Here is an 18,080-nt window from a genome sequence, read left to right as displayed (position 1 = left end):
GAGAGCGACGCTTAGCCCAGCAGGCCGCGGGCGCTGAGGTTCTTGATCAGCGCGGTCACGCCAAAGGTCCACGGAGCGGCCTTGTCGCTGGTGGTCACCCTGTTGTGCAGGGCGCCGAGGCGCGGGCTGCTGATGCTCACGCGGTCGCCGATCTTGTGGGTAAAGCCACTGCCGGGGTGATCGCGATCCTCGGTGGGGGCGAACAGGGTGCCGAGAAACAGCAGGAAACCGTCCGGGTACTGGTGCGAGGCATTGAGCGTCTGGCTCGCCAGGTTCTGCGGGTCGCGGCTGATCTGGTCCATCGAGCTGGAGCCCTTGAGCTTGTAGCCGTCGGTGCCTTCAATCTGCAGCTCGACCACGCAGTTGCGCACGGCGTCGAGGTCGAAGTGCTCGTCGAACAGGCGAATGAACGGGCCGATGGCACAGGAGGCGTTGTTGTCCTTGGCCTTGCTGAGCAAGAGGGCGCTGCGGCCTTCAATGTCGCGCAGGTTGACGTCGTTGCCCAGGGTCGCGCCATGGATCTGCCCGCGGCTGTTGACCGCCAGCACCACTTCCGGCTCCGGGTTGTTCCACTGCGAAATCGGGTGGATGCCGATCTCGCTGGCGCTGCCCACCGCAGCCAGAATCGGCGCCTTGGTGAAAATCTCCGCATCCGGGCCGATGCCGACCTCCAAATATTGCGACCACATGTTCTGTTCGATCAGCAGTTCCTTGAGGCGCATCGCCTGGGGCGAGCCGGGTTGCACGGCGCGCAGGTTGTCGCCGATGGCCTCGCGCACGATGGCCCGTACGCTCTGCGCCTTGGCGGCGTCGCCGGCGGCTTTTTCCTCGATCACCCGCTCGATCATGCTGGCGGCGAAGGTCACCCCGGCGGCCTTGATCACCTGCAGGTCGGCGGGCGCCAGCAGGTAAGGCTGGCTCGCGTCGACGTGGGTGCCGGTGTTGGCCAGCAGCGCCTCGATGCTGGAGACGAAGGAGCCGGGTGTGTCGCGCACGGCCCGCAGCGGATCATCGACCTCCAGCAGCTGGCTGAGGGTGGCGAAGCGCGCCGACAGGTCGAACACGCCGTCGGCGCGCAGCACGATCGGCGAAGGGCCGGCGATGGCGCCGGGAACCCAGGCGCGGCCGATCAGTGTGGCCGTGGCCGCGTCGGCGGGCAGGGTGTTTTCGGGGGTAAGACGGATCGACATGGCGATGAATCCCGGAGTACGTGAAAGCTGCACGCTAGGCGGCGGTGTGGATAAACTCCAATGGCATATTTTCAATTATCAATAACCTGCCGTTATTGAATGCCTGGAGCTGCCCATGTCGGATCTGTCGTTCTCGAGCTTTTGCAACTGGCTAAAATTCCGCCACCTGACGCTCCTCGACACCTTGGGCCGCACCCGCAACATGCACCTGGCGGCGCAGCAGATGAACCTCAGCCAGCCGGCGCTGAGCAAGATGCTCAAGGAGATCGAGAGCCTGCTCGGCTTTGCCGTGTTTGAGCGCCTGCCGCGCAGCATGCAGCCCACGCCGCTGGGCGCCCAGGTGCTGCGCTACGCGCACCTGGCATTGAACGACGCACGCACCTTCGTCGAACAGATCAACAACCTCAGCGCTGGCGGCCATGGTCATCTGAAAGTCGGCGGCATCTTCGCCGCCACGGCGGTGGCCCTGCCCGAGGCCATCGTGCAGATCAAGCAGCGCTGGCCGCTCTTGGCCATCGAGGTGGTCGAGCAAACCAGCGATCACCTGATGAAAATGTTGGAGGAGCGCAATCTGGATCTGGCCATCGGCCGTTTCACCGAGCAAAGCCAGCAGCAGCGCTACGATTTTCAGCCCCTGGCGCCGGAGCCGTTCTGCATCGTGGTCAACAGCCGCCATCCGCTGTGCGAAGCCGGGCCGATGACCCTGGAGCAACTGGTGACCTGGCCGTGGATTCTCTATCCCAAGGGCACGCCGATCCGTGGGCGCATGGAAGAAGTGTTCGCCAAGGCCAGGGTGGAGGTGCCGCGCAACACCATCGAAACCATCTCCATGCAGACCTTCCTCAAGGTCCTGCAGGGCGGCCCGATGATCGGCATGCTGCCCGAAGCCATGGTGCTGGAGCACCTGGGCAGTGGCCTGCTCAAGAAGCTCGACACACCGTTCTACCTGATGCCCCAGGACTACGGGATTCTCACCCGCAAGGGCGATCAGCTGCTGGGCCCGGCTCGGGAGTTCGCCGACATCCTGCTCGCCAATGCGCAGCGCGAGCGCGACTGATTCGATAACGCAACGTTATCGATTAATCAGTAAATGCCATTGGGATTGAATCGGTCCGCGGCATAGATTACCGGCCATCGCCACGGCGGTCCGGCATGCGCCCGGCCGTCGAGCCCGGCCCGGCGCTGTTCCCCAACGCATTGCGCCAGCTGCCCGGCGGCCCATTCACCATCAGGGAGCCTCACCGCTGTAACTGCAGTGTCGCCCGGCGCCGCCGGCGAAGCCCATTTCAATAAAAACAATCAGGCATGCGCGCATGCCCAAGGGTCATCACCATGCAACCACGTACCGAGCCATCGGCCGCGCCAGCACGCGACCACGACAGTGCCTTCGAGGATCGCACCTACCGCAAGGTCATTCTGCGTATCCTGCCCATTCTGCTGCTGTGCTACATGGCGGCCTACCTGGACCGCGTGAATATCGGCTTCGCCAAGCTGGATATGCTCGAAGACCTGCAGTTCAGCAACACCGTCTACGCCCTCGGCGCGAGCATGTTCTTCTGGGGCTACTTCCTGTTCGAGGTGCCGAGCAACCTGTTGCTGCACCGCCTCGGCGCGCGCTTCTGGATCGCCCGCATCATGCTGACCTGGGCGCTGGTGTCGATGGCCGTGGCCTTCACCGTGCCGCTGGCGCAGTTCTTCGGCATCCAGTCGAGCACCATGTTCTATAGCCTGCGTTTCCTGCTCGGCATCTGCGAAGCCGGCTTTTTCCCAGGCGTGATTCTGTACCTCAACTACTGGTTCCCCACCCACCGGCAGAGCCGCGTGATGTCCGGCTTCCTGCTGGCGCTGCCGATCAGCCTGGTGCTGGGTGGCATGCTCTCTGGCTGGCTGATGACCGCGATGCAGGGCGTACACGGGCTGTCCGGCTGGCAGTGGATGCTGCTTATCGAAGGCCTGCCGTCGATCGTCATGGCCGTCGTGGTGATCGTCTGCCTGTGCGACAACATCGATAAGGCCAAGTGGCTGTCCGCCGCCGAGAAAGCCATGCTCAAGGCCAACCTGCAGCAGGACAACACCGGTAAGGCATCGCGCCTCAGTGAAGCCTTCCTCAACCCGCGCGTATGGCTGCTGGTGCTGATCCTGTTGACCTTCAACACCGGCTTCTACGGCCTGGCGTTCTGGATGCCGTCGATCATTAAGAGCGCCGGTATCACCAGCAGCCTGCACATCGGCCTGCTGACCGCCATTCCTTACGGCGTGGCCGCCGTGGCGATGCTGCTCAACGCCCGCCATTCCAACCGCACTGGCGAGCGTCGCCTGCATGCTGCGATTCCGGCCTTCATCGGCGGTGTCGGCCTGATGCTCAGCGCCTACTTCGCCCATGACATCGTGCTCTCTGTGCTGTTCCTGAGCGTTGCCGCCTCGGGCATCCTCAGCCTGATGCCGATCTACTGGACGCTGCCCGGCACCGTGCTGTCCGGCATCGCCGCGGCGGCCGGCATCGGTATCATCAACTCTTTCGGCAACCTGTCCGGCTTCACCGGCTCGATGATCACCGCCATGGCAGAAACCATGACCGGCGACATAAACAACGGCACCTACGTATTGGCCGGCTGCCTGTTCGTCAGCGGTGGGCTGATCATGGCCATCCCGCGCAGCATGCTCGACACGCCCGCTAGCAAGCCGGTCGTTACGCCTACCGGCGGCCTGACTCTGGAGAAAGCATGAGCGAGTTGCACGGCAAACGCGTGCTTATCACCGCTGCTGGCCAAGGCATCGGCCTGGCCAGCGCCCGGGCCTTTGCGGCCGCTGGCGCCGAGGTGATTGCCACCGATATCGACACCAGTGCGCTGCAGGATGAGCCGGGCCTCACCGCCTTACCGCTGGACGTCACCTCGCCAGAGGCCATCGCCGCGCTCAGCGAGCAGATCGGCGCGGTGGACGTGCTGTTCAACTGTGCGGGCTACGTGCACGCCGGCAGCATTCTGGAGTGCGACGAAGCGGCCTGGGAGCGCTCCCTGCAGCTCAACGTCACTGCCATGTACCGGATGATCCGCGCCACGCTGCCGGGCATGCTGGCCCGCGGTGGTGGCTCGATCATCAACATGGCCTCGGTGGCGTCGAGCATCAAGGGCGTGCCCAACCGCTGCGCATACACCGCCAGCAAGGCAGCGGTGGTCGGCCTGACCAAATCGGTGGCCGCCGACTACATCGGCCAGGGCATTCGCTGCAACGCGATCTGCCCGGGCACCGTCGACTCGCCCTCGCTGCGTGCGCGCATCGCCGAGCAGGCGGCGTTGCAGGGCGTGGCCGAGGAGCAGGTGCACGGCCAGTTCGTCGGCCGCCAGCCCATGGGCCGCCTGGGCAGCGCCGAGGAAATCGCCCGGCTGGTGCTGTACCTTGGCTCCGACGCGTCTTCCTATACCACCGGTGCGCTGCACGTAATCGATGGCGGCATGAGCATCTGATCGTCTTGAATCTGAACAAGGACCCCACATGAAACTGCTACGTTACGGCGCCAAGGGCGCAGAGAAGCCAGGCCTGCTGGATGACAACAACAGGATTCGTGACCTCTCCGGGCATGTGGCCGATATCGCCGGCGACGTGCTGACACCGGCGGGCCTCGCCGCGCTGGCGCAGATTGATCCGGCCAGCCTACCAATCGTGACCGGCAACCCGCGCATCGGCGCCTGCGTCGGCCAGGTCGGCAAGTTCGTGTGCATCGGCCTCAACTATGCCGACCACGCCGCCGAGTCGGGGATGGACGTGCCTAAAGAGCCGATCATCTTCAACAAGTGGACCAGCGCCATCTGCGGCCCCAATGACGCCGTCGAGATTCCCCGCGGTTCGACCAAGACCGACTGGGAAGTGGAACTGGGCGTGGTGATCGGCAAGGGCGGGCGCTACATCGACGAGGCCAACGCCATGGACCACGTCGCCGGCTACTGCGTGATCAACGACGTGTCCGAGCGCGAGTGGCAGCTCGAGCGCGGCGGCAGCTGGGACAAGGGCAAGGGCTTCGATACCTTCGGCCCACTGGGCCCGTGGCTGGTGACCCGCGACGAAATTGCCGACCCGCACGCCCTGGACATGTGGCTGGAGGTCGACGGCCACCGTTATCAGCAGGGCAATACGCGCACGCTGATCTTCAACGTGCCGCAACTGATCGCCTACCTGAGCCGCTGCATGAGCTTGCAGCCAGGCGACGTGATCTCCACCGGCACCCCGCCGGGCGTCGGCCTGGGCATCAAGCCCAACCCGGTATTCCTGCGCGCCGGGCAGACCATCAAGCTGGGCATCGCCGGGCTGGGTGAGCAGCATCAGGTCACCGTTCAGGCTGACTGAGACCAAGATGAAAAAAGGGGCCGCAAGGCCCCTTTTTTCGCTCAGCGTAAAGCCGGTTCACGGGCTCGCGAGCTAGAGCGATACAAGGCCTAGGCGGCCCCGCGAAAACAAGCGAGGAAGCGGACTGGGCTCGCACGCGAGTTTACGAGTGGTAAATGAGCATTACTCGCTTCGCTCGCCCTTCGGGCCGCGCTGAAGCGCGTTAGCCGCAAGCGGCTTTCCGACTGGGCTGGCTCTCAGCGAGCGGCCCAGCCGTTGAAGCGCTCTTCCAGCTCCTCGCCATGGTCGATCCAGAACTCGGCATTCACCAGTTGCGCGCTGGCCATGTTGGCCTCGGCGGTTGGCAGCTGCGCCTGTACATCGGCCGGCAGTTGCGGCAGCGTCTGCTTGTGCACAGGGCCGTAGGGGATCTGGCTGGAGAACACCTTTTGCGTGTCCGCCTGGCTGGCGAACTTGATGAAGCGCTCGGCCAGCGCCTTGTTCGGGCTGCCTTTGACGATGGCCCAGTGTTCCGGGTCGTAGAGACTGCCGTTCCAGGAGATTTTCAGATTGGCGCCTTCCTTCTGGGCCACGCCGATACGCCCGTTATAGGCGGCGGACAGGGTCACGTCACCGGCCAGCAGCCACTGCGGCGGTTGCGCGCCGGCTTCCCACCACTGGATCGAACCCTTGATGGCGTCCAGCTTCTTGAAGGCGCGGTCGACGCCTTCCTTCGTGGCCAGCACCTTATACAGATCCTGGCGGCTCACGCCGTCGGCCAGCAGGGCGGCTTCGAGGGTGTACTTGGCGCTCTTGCGCAGGCCACGCTTGCCCGGGAATTTCTCCAGGTCCCAGAAATCCGCCCAGGAAGTGGGTGCGGTTTTCAGCTTGTCGCCGTTGTAGGCCATCACCATCGACCACACGTAGGTGGCCACGCCGCACTCGCTCACGGTGCCGGGAATGTACTGGCTGGTGTCGCCGAGAATGGCCGGGTCGAGGCGTTCGAACAGGCCTTCTTCGCAGCCGCGCTGCAGCTCCGGGCTTTCCAGTTCGACCACGTCCCAGGTCACTTGGCCAACGTCGACCATGGCTTTGACCTTGGACAGTTCGCCGTTGTACTCGCCAGCGATTACCTGACCGGCGCCGCTCTGCTCGAAGGGTTTGAAGTAGGCAGCGGTCTGCGCGACCTTGGTGGCGCCGCCGAAAGAAATCACCGTCAGTTTCGACGAATCAGCCAATACCGATGTGCTGGCGCCGGCCAGGATGGACAGGCCGATGGCGGCCCGGATAGATGGACGCAAGTGCTTGAACATGGAAACTCCCTCGCTGTTTTTTCGTTGTATTTCGGAACAGGGGCAGTAGGGCCGAAGCGGCGAAGCTGCGCGTTGTGTCACGCGTCAGCAGGATCTTTGTTGTTTTGTCGCGCGGTGTGCTTGCCGGGCGGGAACTGTCGTTCATGTGAGGGCCATGGTGCGTCAGTCGGGCAAGAACGAAAATTAGTAAAAATATGCTCGGGACTTATGAAAAACCTTTGCAAGGCAACGCCCCGCCGCAGCACTTTGTTGGAGTAAGGTGCAGGCAGTAATCGCGGCGAGATCGACACGTGGCTTCCTATACCCTGCGGCAACTCAAATACTTCGTCACCACGGTGGAGGCGGGCAGCGTGGCCGAGGCCTCGCGGCAGCTGTACATCGCCCAGCCGTCCATCTCCACGGCGATCAAGGGGCTGGAAGAGAGCTTTGGCGTGCAGCTTTTTATCCGCCACCACGCCCAGGGCGTGTCGCTGACGCCCAGCGGTGCGCGCTTCTACGAGAAGGCCCAGCAACTGCTGCGCATGGCCCGCGAGTTCGAGCAGAACGCCTTAGCCGACAACGACATCGTCGCCGGTCAGATAGATATCGGCTGCTTCGAAACCGTCGCGCCGCTCTACCTGCCACAGCTGATCGCTGGCTTTCGCGAGCGCTATCCTGGGGTGGATATCCGCATCCGCGATGGTGAGCAGCAGGAGCTGGTGCAGGGGCTCACCTCCGGCTCCTTCGACCTGGCGTTTCTCTACGAGCACGACCTTGACGGCACCATCGCCACCGAGCCGCTGATGCCGCCGCAGAAACCCTACGTGCTCTTGCCCGAGCACCATCGTTTCTCCGGACAGGCCCAGGTATCGCTGCGCGATCTGTGCTTGGAACCGATGATCCTGCTCGACGTGCAACCCAGCCGAACCTATTTCGTCAGCCTGTTCCACGAGCTGGGGCTGACCCCCAATATCGTCTTCAGTTCACCGTCCATCGAGATGGTGCGCGGCATGGTCGGCCAGGGCTTCGGCTTCTCGCTGCTGGTCACCAAACCGCATTCGGAATGCACCTACGACGGCAAACGCGTGGTGACCGTGGATATCACCGAACATGTCGCCACCTCCGGGCTGGTGGCGGCGCGTCTCAAGCGGGGACAGCTCACCAAACCGGCGCAGCTATTCGTGGATTTTTGCCGGGAGCGGTTGGGCGAGTTGAGTGAGCGGGGTGTGGCGTAGGAGCAGGGTTAGGTTGGAGCCACTGTCGGTGCGATATCTGTGGGAGCGGGCGGGGACGCCTAGTCGACGCCCGCGAATCGCGCGCATGGCGCGCTCCCACATTGAACGTAGCCCGGGTCGAGCGCAGCGACACCCGGGGAAATGTCCTGGGTATCGCGTTGCTCAACCCAGGCTACGGATGGTTTTCAGAGGCGTAGGATGGGTGAAACCCATCGGGCATTGATGGGTTTCACCTACGCTGCCCGACCCATCCTACAAGCTGTCGGCGCAAATCATGTGGGAGCGGGCCATGCCCGCGAAATCAAAAATCACGCCGGATCGCAGAGGTAGTCCGCTAACCGCTGCAGCATCGCATCGCAGCCATTTAGCTGTTCCACGCTGACGAACTCGTCGGGCTTGTGGCCCTGGTCCATGCTGCCTGGGCCGCAAACCACGGTGGGAATGCCGGCACCGTCGAACAGGCCGCCTTCGGTGCCAAAGGCTACGGTGCCGAAATCACTCGATCCGCAGAGCCTCGTCAGCAGCCGCGCTGCTTCACTTTCCGGTGGTGTGGCGAGGCCGGGGTAGGCGCTCAGCGCGTGCAGGCGAATGTCGCTAGCGGCGCTCACCGCCTGCATCTTCGGCAGCAGTTGCTCGGCGGCGTAGCTCTGTAATTCATCCGCCACGCTTTGCGCATCGAAGCCCGGCAACGCGCGTACTTCGAAATCGAACTCGCACTCCGCCGGCACGATGTTCAGTGCTCGGCCGCCTTTAATCACGCCGGTCTGCACGGTGGAGAAGGGCGGGTCGAAGCGCGCATCGTGGTGCTCGGGCTGGGCCAGGCGCGCGCCGATATCGCCCAGGTGGCCGATCAACCGCGCCGCGTATTCGATGGCGTTCACGCCATAGGGCGCGTACGCCGAGTGGCAGGCAGCGCCGTGCACTTCGCAGCGCATCGCCAGCTTGCCCTTGTGGCCGAGCACGGGCTTGAGTTCGGTAGGTTCGCCGATCAGGCATAGGGTCGGTTTGTGCGGGCGCTTTTCCAGCTCGGCGAGCATGGAGCGCACGCCGATGCAGCCGACTTCCTCGTCGTAGGAAAACGCCAGGTGCACCGGCACTTGCAGCGGGCGTTCTACGAGGCTCGGCACCGCCGCCAGCACACAGGCGATAAAGCCTTTCATGTCCGCGGTGCCGCGGCCGTACAGGCGCCCGTCGCGCTCGGTCAGCCTGAACGGATCGACCGTCCAGGCCTGGCCGTCCACCGGTACCACGTCGGTGTGGCCGGACAGCACCACGCCACCGCGATCCGTCGGGCCAATGGTGGCGAACAGGTTGGCCTTGGTGCCCTCGGCGTTGTGGAAAAGCTCGCTGGCGACGCCGAACCCGGCCAGGTACTCGCGGATGAAGTCGATCAGTTCCAGGTTGGAGTCACGGCTGACCGTAGCGAAGCCGATCAGCCGCTCGAGCAGGGCGCGGCTGGTTGGCTCATTCATCACCCGGTACTCCGTAGCTTGGCGCCGCCGTCGGGTCGAGGGCGCGGGTCAGGTAGTCCTGCATCTGCGGCCGGTAGGCCTGCCACAGGCCATCGAGCTGGCCGATGGGGTCCTCGTCTGCCCAGTCGACGCGCAGGTCGATGATCGGCCACACCAGGTCGCCCACCACTTTGAGCGCCGCCGAATGCACCGGGCCGGCCTCGCCGCCGGCGGCCATCGCCCCATGCATGGCCGCGAGCAGGCGGTCAGCCAGTTGCCCGCTGGCGTTCTCGAAGGCCTCGACCATCGCCTGGATCACCGCTTCGCTCGACAGCAGATTACCCGCCGCCACGCACTGCTCACCGGCCACCGCGTTGTACAGCCCCAGCGCTTCCTTGCCGTTGAACAGCGCGGTGCGGCCCTGGCTGTCGATCACCGTCACCTGGCGATACTGGCTCCAGCCATTGGCGCTCAAGGCATGCTGCAGGGCATCGCTTGGAGCCAGCGCCTGCTGTTCAAGCAAATCGAGAATCTGCGGGCCGAGGGCGGGCAGGGTGACGTTTTGCGTGGCAACCGCACCCACACCGGCGCGCAGCCAGGGGCAGCGCGCGCCCACGGCGATACTCGACGAGCTGATGGCGATACCCAGTTGCCCGGTTTCCGGGCAGCGCCCGACGATGGAAAAGGTCATGCGCGCCTCCTTATTTGGCCTGCCAGTCGTCCGGGATCACCGCGATTACGTCGATCTCCATCAGCCACTGCGGCTGGCCGAGTGCCGAGACCACCAGCCCGGTGGAAATCGGGAACACGCCCTTGAGCCATTTGCCGACCTCCTTGTACACCGGCTCGCGGTAGCGCGGGTCGATGATGTAGGTGGTGGTCTTGACGATATGGGACAGGTCGCTGCCGGCTTCTTCGAGCAACTGCTTGAGGTTCTTCATCGCCTGCTCGGTCTGCGCCTGCGGGTCGCCGAGACCCACCAGGTTGCCGTCGAAGTCGGTGCCGACCTGGCCGCGCACGTACACCGTGTTGCCGGCGCGCACGGCCTGGCACAGGTCATTGTCCAGGGCCTGGTTGGGGTAGGTGTCCTTGGTGTTGAACATGCGGATACGGGTATGGGTGGGCATCATTTGACTCCCTGCAGGCGAGTGATGGGGGCGTCTACATGGCGCTGCTCGGCATCGCGATAGGCGGTGTACTTGCGTTGCGTGGCGATATGGTCGGCGACGTGCTTGGCGTCGTGCCACACGCCCCAGATGAACGACGAGCCACGGCGCGACAGCCACGGCAGGCCGAGAAAATAGATGCCCGGCTCGCGGGACACGCCGCGCTGGTGCTGGGGCTTGCCGTTGGCATCGAAGGTGTCGGCTTCCAGCCAGCTGAAGTCGGTGGCGAAACCGGTCGCCCAGATGATCGACGTCACGCCTGCCGCGACCAGATCCAGCTCGCGCAGCGGCTCGCTCATGCAGGCAGGATCTGCCGGGATGATGCGCGCTTCGGGTTCTTCCGGCAGATCCAATCCGTTGCGTTTCACATAGGCATCTGCGGCATCGAGCAGCGCCAGATAGTTCTCGTCGCCACGGCGGACGTTATCGACAAGATCGCCGGCGAACTGCACCACACCGTTTTCGAACGAGCGGGTCAGGCCGACCAGCGTCATGCCCTGGTGAGCCAGGCGGCGGAAGTCGATGGTCTTGCCGCCACCGGCGCCGCTGACGGCGATGGTCACGTGTTCGCGGCCGGCTTTCGGCGTCTCCTGGTCCCACTCGCCGAGCACGCCCAGCCACCAGCAGAAGTCGCGGTTGCGGTAGCTGCGCGGCGGCCGGTCATGGGCGCCGACGGAGAGGTAAACCTGGCGGCCGGCCTGCATCAGCTCATCGGCGATCTGCGTGCCCGAGGAGCCGGCACCCACCACCAGCACGGCGCCGGCGGGCAGTTGCTGCGGGTTGCGGTAGTCGGCGGAGTGGATCTGCAGCAGGTGTTCGTCCTGCGGGGCGATGGCCGGAATCACCGGGCGCTGGAAGGGGCCGGTGGCGGCCACCACGCGATTGGCTTCGATCACACCCTCCGAGGTTTCCACGGTAAAGCCGGGGCGATTGGCGTTGCGGCGAACCTTCTTCACCTCCACGCCGGTGCGGATTGGTGCGTTGAAGCGGCGCGCATAGGCTTCGAAGTAGGCGGCCACCTTTTCTTTGTCCGGAAAGGCGTCGTCGTCGATGTCGAATTCAAGGCCGGGGAAGCGGTCGTGCCAGGCCGGGCCGTTGGCGACCAGCGAATCCCAGCGCATGGTGCGCCAGCGTTCGGCGATGCGTTCGCGTTCCAGCACCAAGTGCGGCACGCCGAGCTTGGTCAGGTGCTCGCTCATCGCCACGCCGGCTTGGCCGGCGCCCACCACCAGGGTGTCTATTCGGGTTATTTCGACAGCCATCGTTGCGTCCCTCTGAAGGAGGCTCGGCGCCCATGGTCAGGGAGACCCTGGCCGAGCGCACGAGCCGTTCGTGCGTTGAGGCCATTGTGTTCAGAGGTGGGAGATAGCGAAATTAGCGTTTTTGTAGTCGTTGCCCAGCAAAAAGTTGGGCATGGCCACTGGTGGCCGGGTCAGGCTGGATTCTTGCCGAGGATTACCCGGTTACGACCTTCGCCTTTGGCGACATAAAGTGCCACATCCGCAGCCGCGACCAGGTCGGCTGGCTCCGGCATATCGCGCCCCGGTACACAGGTGGCGACGCCGACGCTAAGCGTCAGGCGGGCGTAGGGCGAGCCCTCGTTGACGATTGCCAGTGCCTCGACATCCGCGCGAATGCGTTCGGCGACCGCCATGGCCGAGGTGCTTTCTGCTCCAGGCAGAACCAGCGCCAGTTCCTCACCGCCGTATCGTGCCGTGGTATCCGCGCTGCGTTTGGCATGGCGCTTGAGTACTGCCGCCACCTCTTTGAGCACCTCGTCACCGGCCGGGTGGCCATATTGATCGTTGAAGCGCTTGAAGTAGTCGACGTCCAGCAGCACGAACGACAGTGGCTGGCCCTGGGCCGCGGCAGATTGGAAGGCCACACGTAGTGTTTCGTCCAAGCGGCGACGGTTGGCTAAGCCGGTCAGGGCATCTTCACCAGCCATGATTTCCAGCGCGTGGTTGGCCAGCGCCAAGTCGCGGTGCATGCTCTGCAGGCGCGCTTCCATCCGCCCCTGCCGGCCCAGCGCACGCCCGATCAGCCAACCCATGGAAAACAGGATGACCAGCACACCGGCAGCCAATGACCAGTTCTGCAAGGAGCGATCGCGCCAGGCAGCCATCGCCTCCTCCTCCCCTCGGGAGGCGGCCACGAGGATGGGGTACTCGTCGCTGGTATCGAAGCCATAGATGCGCTTCACACCGTCGATCATCGCCGTGAGCACCATATTGCCGCGCGTCACGCCTTGTTCATTCACCGCGCGCAACACAGGGCTCTTGGACATGTTCAGACCAGCGTTCTGAACGGACTCTAGCGACCTGACCAGTAGGGTACCGTCACGTTTTACCAGGCCGATCACGCCCTGGCTGCCCAGATCGATAGTCTGGTAGAAATCTACGAAATGCTGGACCAGCAGCGTCGCCATTACCACGCCGCGAAACTCACCATTGGCATCACTCAGGCGTAGCGTCAGGGAAATCACCCACTCGCCACTCATGCGACTTTGCACGGGCGGGCCGATGTACAGGCCACTGGCCTGGTTATTGCGCTGAATAAGGAAGTACTCGCGATCTTGGGCGGAGTACGTGGTGATGGGGTTGGGCACCGTAGTGATCAGGGGGCGGCCTTCGGCACTCAGCACCGTGAAGCCCTGCACGTCGGTCAACACCGACGACTGAGCCCGCGCCACCTCCAACACCTCGTTCAGGCTTTCGGGGGCATAGCCGGACACCTGCAACTTGCGCTGCATGCCGAGCAGCACGGCATGGGCATCACGAATCGTCGACTCCGCCTGCCGGGTCAGCGCAGTCGAGAGGTTCTCCATATCGGCCACATGCTGGCGCAGCGACTCGCGCCGGTCCCACTCGACCTGCAGGTAGGTGAGCAGCACCACGGCCAAACCCACCACACTGGTCATGATCGCGACCAGGCGTCTGAGGTGGGTGATTTTGGAATTCTGGCTCTTCACGGCGCGGGCCCGGCTAGGCTGGTAGGGCTCGTATCGTCAGCGTGAGGGCACGGAGGGATAGGAACGTCGCGCAAATTATGAACAAAGAGGCGGCGGGATTGCACGCGGTTTTGCTGGCTACAAGCCATTAGTTAGTGAGTGTATGCCACGCGTGAAACGGGAACAGACCCCAGCGTAGGGAAGGGCATGGCGCATCGGATTGGCACTCGGCGGAGTCCATCGGTATACTCCGCCGGCCTTCTGGGGGCCTATAGCTCAGTTGGTTAGAGCACTCGACTCATAATCGATTGGTCGCAGGTTCAAGTCCTGCTGGGCCCACCATCTTTAAAGCCGCGCACTGCGCGGCTTTTTCATGTCGAAAAATAGCCACGCCAGCCCCGAATTCCAAGAATACACGTTCAGTCACGGCCTCTCGTTCAGCGCATTCTAATGCGCCAAATCATCTGCATATCTCCAGATGACGCATTATATTGCGCCGAATAAGCATTCGATCTATATTTTGGAGCAATGTAATGCGCCAATTGATGGTTCGGTCATGGCCAAAGAACTCACCGTTGAACTGTTCGCTAATGGCGTCTGGCAAGATGCCTACAGCCTGAAATTCGAGGATTCGCTAAATCCTCGTGAGGGCACCTGCATCATGGGTTACCTCACCAATTTCTACCTCAACAACATGGAATCTGAAGACTCGTTCTTCGAGAGCTCCGTCAGTGTCCTGCATCGCCTGGATATGAATATCAACACCTCGCACGGCTACCCGGCATTCCTGTTGGATATCATCCCGGCCGGTGCCGCCTTTCGCTCCTTGAAGAAGCGCTTCGCGAGCCGCAAGCCTGATGACGTCGCCATGGAGCTGTTTCTCCTGGAGCGTTGTACACCATCGCCAATCGGCCATATGCGCATCAAGCAATCCTTTCCCTACCTTGATGAGGGCCAGCCCATGGGCTTTACCCGTCAGGATGTGGCTGAGCGCAACACGGATTTTCTGGAGTATGTCTACGAGCAGGGCGCGGCCATTGGCGGTGCGACAGGTGCAGGCGGTGAGGCGCCCAAGCTGTTGTTGGCGGAAAACCACGACGGCCTGATGTTCGCCGAGGCCACACTAGCGGATGAGCAGACCAGGCAGCACTGGTTCGTGAAATTCCCCAGGAACCGAACAGCAGCTATCGACAAGGACATACTCAGGGCGGAGTACCAGTATTACTGCGCGGTCGCCGAGATCGGCATGAACACCATCTCGAATGAAGGGCTGGCGCTGATAGACAACGGTGAACACAAGCCCAGCCTTTGGATGCCGCGCTTTGATCGTGAGGTAACCGAGCAGGGCATCCTGCGCCACCCGGTAGAGTCGATCTACTCGGTGTGTGGCATTACTGAGAATGGCGCCTACCTGGCCCATGAATTCGTGCTCGGGCGCCTCGGCGAGATCTGGACGATGGCAGGGCAAGGCAGTGAGCTGTTTGACCTGGCCGTCGAGTACATGGCCCGAGACCTGCTGAACCGCATCCTGGGCAACTCGGATAACCACGGCAGAAACATCTCGATCATTCGGGCTGCAGGCAAACTGAGGCTCGCGCCCATCTACGATTTGGCCCCAATGGTTCTCGACCCAGACGGCATAACACGAGTGACGAAATGGCAGCACGAGAAGGCCGGCTCGCCGGACTGGCGGCAGGCCTGCCATGACTTGGCAGGTGAAGCATCGGGGGATCTGTATTTCGATGCACTGCGTGGCAAAGCTCAGGACTTCCGAGCGCTGCCCGATCTACTGGTGAATTTGCCAGACAGCGTTCGCAACGCGAACAGCATTCCGCTCAACAACCTAGACGCGCGCCTGAAGGAATGGGGGTTGATATGAAAGAGATGACCCTGGAGGAGCGCAAGGCTTACATACAAGCAGTGGCCGACGAGGTTGCCGGAGGAAGACTGACGCTCGGCGGCGCCGTTAAGCGTCTACGTGAAAACGTATTAGGCGTGAGCCAGGAGCGGTTCGCCATCGCATGCAAAATCTCCAAGCGAGCACTGTCACAACTGGAGGTCGACAGCGGCAACCCGACCCTTGCGACCCTAGACGCCGTATTCAAGAAATTCGGCCTCAAAATCAGTCTCACTCATTTAAACCCGGTAGATCTCAATGCTGCTGCGGCCAAGCAAGCCAAAACGGGCTTCGGCATTCCCAGGGTTGTCACTACATGAACCTGAGTACTGATCCCGCTAAGGTAGTTGGCCCCAGCACCTGACCAGGTTTCATTAATTAGACAGTGAGCCGAATAGGCTGCATTATCGGCTCACCATATGAGCCGAATAGGCTCGCTAATCGGCTCACAAATAAACACACCTATGAATAACCGACTCTGGATCTGGCAGCAGCCAGACTGGCCGCGCTTCAGCTGGCAAGCCGAAACGCTTGCGCCGCTGCTGCGCGCTTGCGCTCAGGCTCAGGGACGCTTGTTAGGCATGCTTGGTGCGGTGGGCGCTGATACTGAAGTGCAGAGCAGCCTGGATGCCATGCTGCAGAACATCGTTACCTCATCAGCTATCGAGGGCGAGCAGCTGAACGTCGGCTCAGTGCGCTCATCGCTGGCGCGGCGCCTGGGGTTGAACGAAGAGGGCCGCACCACTTCACGCTCCGAAGGTCTGGCGCAGCTGCTGCTCGATGCTACAGGTGGGCTTCACGAGCCGTTGGACGAACAGCGACTGTTCACATGGCACCGCTGGTTATTCCCGGGCGATGACCCATTGCTGGCTCGACCGCTGCGCGTCGGCGCACTGCGTGGCGAAGAGCCCATGCAGGTTGTTTCCGGTCGGATCGACCAGCCGACTGTCCATTTCGAAGCTCCTCCTCGCACAGTACTTGAGGCGCAACTGGCTGAGTTTCTCGCCTGGTTCAACAGTAGCTACAGCGACGCCAGTCTCGATCCGTTTTTACGTGCCGGTATCGCCCATTTCTGGTTCGTCACCCTGCATCCCTTCGATGATGGTAACGGTAGGCTCACGCGGGCGGTCACCGATATGGCCTTGGCACAAAGTGAGCAACAGGTCATCCGCTTCTACGCCATGTCAGCGAGCATCCTCGATGACCGCGCCGGTTACTACCGCATCCTCGAACTCAGTCAGAAAGGCGGCCTGGATATCACCGCCTGGCTGCAGTGGTTTCTCGAAACATTGCTCAAGAGTTTGCAGCAGGCGCTCGTGCGCATCGACCGAGTGCTGGCCAAGGCGCGCTTCTGGCAAGCACATCGCAGCCAAGCGCTATCGGCGGAACAGATCAAAGTACTTAACCGGCTGCTGGATGGCGGTGAGCGGGGTTTCGAGGGCGGCATCAGTGCAGCGCAATATCAGGCGGTGGCCAAGGTTTCCAAGGCCACCGCGACGCGTCACTTGAGTGATCTGCTAGAAAAGGGCTGTATCGAGCGGTTGCCGGGCGGTGGGCGTAGCACGCGGTACCGGATAGCACCTTAGATACGTTGAGCTGCCTGCCCTTGGTAGGTCATCGCGACATAGGACATTGGTCGCGACCCCCTTGAGTCATTGGCGGCAATTAGCCATTATTCGGGCCAGTGCCAGGCTTTTGGATTTCGGCACACCTGCACGCCCTGCAACCGGGCGCTCTGCAAGTCGCTCGGCTCAAGGAAGAAAATGGATTACAGCCCGATTATCGGCCAGGTCTGGGGCATGCTGGCCTGGTTCATCCCCGCGGCCGTGCTGATCGGCCTGCTCAAATCGCCATGGGCCAAGGGCCATATCGGCGAGCTGCTGGTGCGCTTCTTCGCGCACAGACAACTCGATGAGCGAACCTACCGCCGCCTGCATAACGTCACCCTGAATACCCCCGACGGCACTACGCAGATCGATCACGTCTTTCTCTCGCCCTACGGCATCTTCGTGCTGGAAACGAAGAACATGAGCGGCTGGATCTTCGGCAGCGAGAAGCAGGCGCAGTGGACGCAGAAGCTCTACAAACGCACCTTCAAATTCCAGAACCCACTACGCCAGAACTACAAGCACCTCAAAGCTCTGGAAGCTACCCTTGGCGCTAATCCCGAGCACCTGCACTCGGTCATCACCTTCATAGGCGGCAGCACCTTCAAAACAGAAGTGCCGGCCAATGTGACCCAAGGCATTGGCTTTATCCGCTACATCCAGTCATTCCAACGGGCGGTCTTTAGCGAGGCTGAAGTCGACGCGATGCTGCACGCACTGCAAACCGGCCGCCGTACACCGACGCTCGCCACTCACCGCGAGCACGTGCAAAACCTCAAGCGCCGTAGCGATCCTACAGCCGAGCGGCAATGTCCAAGGTGCGGTAACGAATTGTTGATTCGCACAGTGAAATCAGGATCAAAAGCAGGACAGCAGTTTTGGGGGTGCTCTTGGTTTCCAAAGTGTCGAACGATACAAAGTTTTTGAAAGAAACAGCTAGGACACCAGTGTAAGGCGCGCTCGTAAATA

Annotated in this window: 16 protein-coding genes and 1 tRNA gene; 10 read left to right on the top strand and 7 right to left on the bottom strand. The window is 62.5% G+C overall.

Annotated elements, in window-relative coordinates:
- Window positions 1–11: 11 nt before the first annotated feature.
- Window positions 12–1,190: a fumarylacetoacetate hydrolase family protein gene (locus tag BUC40_RS02535; RefSeq protein WP_073262295.1), complete on the bottom strand. Its 1,179-nt coding sequence runs from the start codon at window positions 1,188–1,190 to the stop codon at window positions 12–14.
- A gap of 115 nt (window positions 1,191–1,305) precedes the next feature.
- Here BUC40_RS02535 and BUC40_RS02530 point away from each other — a divergent pair, with 115 nt between their 5' ends.
- The 4 genes from BUC40_RS02530 to BUC40_RS02515 all read left to right on the top strand — a co-directional run bounded on the left by BUC40_RS02530 (window position 1,306) and on the right by BUC40_RS02515 (window position 5,534).
- The gene (locus BUC40_RS02530) at window positions 1,306–2,247 is read left to right on the top strand and encodes a LysR family transcriptional regulator (RefSeq protein ID WP_073262293.1); all 942 of its coding nucleotides are present in this window, start codon (window positions 1,306–1,308) and stop codon (window positions 2,245–2,247) included.
- Window positions 2,248–2,522: 275 nt separating this feature from the next.
- On the top strand, window positions 2,523–3,917 hold the full coding sequence (locus tag BUC40_RS02525) for an MFS transporter (protein ID WP_073262291.1): 1,395 nt from the start codon (window positions 2,523–2,525) through the stop codon (window positions 3,915–3,917).
- Window positions 3,914–4,657: an SDR family oxidoreductase gene (locus BUC40_RS02520; protein WP_073262289.1), complete on the top strand. Its 744-nt coding sequence runs from the start codon at window positions 3,914–3,916 to the stop codon at window positions 4,655–4,657. The genes BUC40_RS02525 and BUC40_RS02520 overlap by 4 nt, the downstream gene beginning before the upstream one ends.
- A 28-nt stretch (window positions 4,658–4,685) precedes the next feature.
- Complete coding sequence (locus BUC40_RS02515; RefSeq protein ID WP_073262287.1) at window positions 4,686–5,534, top strand: ureidoglycolate lyase; 849 nt, start codon at window positions 4,686–4,688, stop codon at window positions 5,532–5,534.
- Between the two features lie 236 nt (window positions 5,535–5,770).
- Here the strand turns inward: BUC40_RS02515 and BUC40_RS02510 are convergent, their stop codons facing one another.
- Window positions 5,771–6,826, bottom strand: a complete 1,056-nt coding sequence (locus BUC40_RS02510; RefSeq protein ID WP_073262285.1) for an ABC transporter substrate-binding protein — start codon at window positions 6,824–6,826, stop codon at window positions 5,771–5,773.
- A gap of 290 nt (window positions 6,827–7,116) precedes the next feature.
- Between BUC40_RS02510 and BUC40_RS02505 the strand changes: the two genes are divergently transcribed.
- The gene (locus BUC40_RS02505; protein WP_073262283.1) at window positions 7,117–8,040 is read left to right on the top strand and encodes a LysR substrate-binding domain-containing protein; all 924 of its coding nucleotides are present in this window, start codon (window positions 7,117–7,119) and stop codon (window positions 8,038–8,040) included.
- 308 nt (window positions 8,041–8,348) lie between these two features.
- Here the strand turns inward: BUC40_RS02505 and argE are convergent, their stop codons facing one another.
- The 5 genes from argE to BUC40_RS02480 form a co-directional block, all read right to left on the bottom strand.
- Window positions 8,349–9,512 (bottom strand): acetylornithine deacetylase, encoded by a 1,164-nt coding sequence (argE, locus tag BUC40_RS02500; RefSeq protein WP_073262281.1) that lies wholly within the window; start codon window positions 9,510–9,512, stop codon window positions 8,349–8,351.
- Window positions 9,505–10,182, bottom strand: coding sequence for a DUF1028 domain-containing protein (locus BUC40_RS02495; RefSeq protein WP_073262279.1), 678 nt, complete (start codon window positions 10,180–10,182; stop codon window positions 9,505–9,507). The genes argE and BUC40_RS02495 overlap by 8 nt, the downstream gene beginning before the upstream one ends.
- Window positions 10,183–10,192: 10 nt before the next feature.
- A complete protein-coding gene (locus tag BUC40_RS02490; RefSeq protein ID WP_073262277.1) occupies window positions 10,193–10,618 on the bottom strand; it encodes a RidA family protein in 426 nt (141 codons plus the stop codon).
- Window positions 10,618–11,919, bottom strand: coding sequence for a flavin-containing monooxygenase (locus BUC40_RS02485; RefSeq protein WP_073262275.1), 1,302 nt, complete (start codon window positions 11,917–11,919; stop codon window positions 10,618–10,620). Before BUC40_RS02485 ends, BUC40_RS02490 begins: the two co-directional genes overlap by 1 nt.
- A 170-nt stretch (window positions 11,920–12,089) precedes the next feature.
- Complete coding sequence (locus BUC40_RS02480) at window positions 12,090–13,577, bottom strand: sensor domain-containing diguanylate cyclase (RefSeq protein WP_139272102.1); 1,488 nt, start codon at window positions 13,575–13,577, stop codon at window positions 12,090–12,092.
- Between the two features lie 295 nt (window positions 13,578–13,872).
- Here BUC40_RS02480 and BUC40_RS02475 point away from each other — a divergent pair.
- The 5 genes from BUC40_RS02475 (at window position 13,873) to BUC40_RS02455 (ending at window position 18,038) form a co-directional block, all read left to right on the top strand.
- Window positions 13,873–13,949: transfer RNA gene (locus BUC40_RS02475), tRNA-Ile, on the top strand.
- 136 nt (window positions 13,950–14,085) lie between these two features.
- Window positions 14,086–15,486: a HipA domain-containing protein gene (locus BUC40_RS02470; RefSeq protein WP_341864600.1), complete on the top strand. Its 1,401-nt coding sequence runs from the start codon at window positions 14,086–14,088 to the stop codon at window positions 15,484–15,486.
- Window positions 15,483–15,824 carry a helix-turn-helix domain-containing protein gene (locus BUC40_RS02465; protein WP_073262268.1) on the top strand — a complete coding sequence of 114 codons (342 nt, stop codon included), beginning with the start codon at window positions 15,483–15,485 and terminating at the stop codon, window positions 15,822–15,824. Before BUC40_RS02470 ends, BUC40_RS02465 begins: the two co-directional genes overlap by 4 nt.
- 144 nt (window positions 15,825–15,968) lie before the next feature.
- The gene (locus BUC40_RS02460; protein ID WP_073262266.1) at window positions 15,969–17,090 is read left to right on the top strand and encodes a Fic family protein; all 1,122 of its coding nucleotides are present in this window, start codon (window positions 15,969–15,971) and stop codon (window positions 17,088–17,090) included.
- Window positions 17,091–17,267: 177 nt separating this feature from the next.
- On the top strand, window positions 17,268–18,038 hold the full coding sequence (locus BUC40_RS02455; protein WP_073262264.1) for a nuclease-related domain-containing protein: 771 nt from the start codon (window positions 17,268–17,270) through the stop codon (window positions 18,036–18,038).
- Window positions 18,039–18,080: the final 42 nt, after the last annotated feature.

The sequence above is a fragment of the Phytopseudomonas punonensis genome (genome assembly GCF_900142655.1).
In the GTDB taxonomy this organism is placed as follows: domain Bacteria; phylum Pseudomonadota; class Gammaproteobacteria; order Pseudomonadales; family Pseudomonadaceae; genus Aquipseudomonas; species Aquipseudomonas punonensis.
This window is presented reverse-complemented; position numbering and strand designations above follow the sequence as displayed.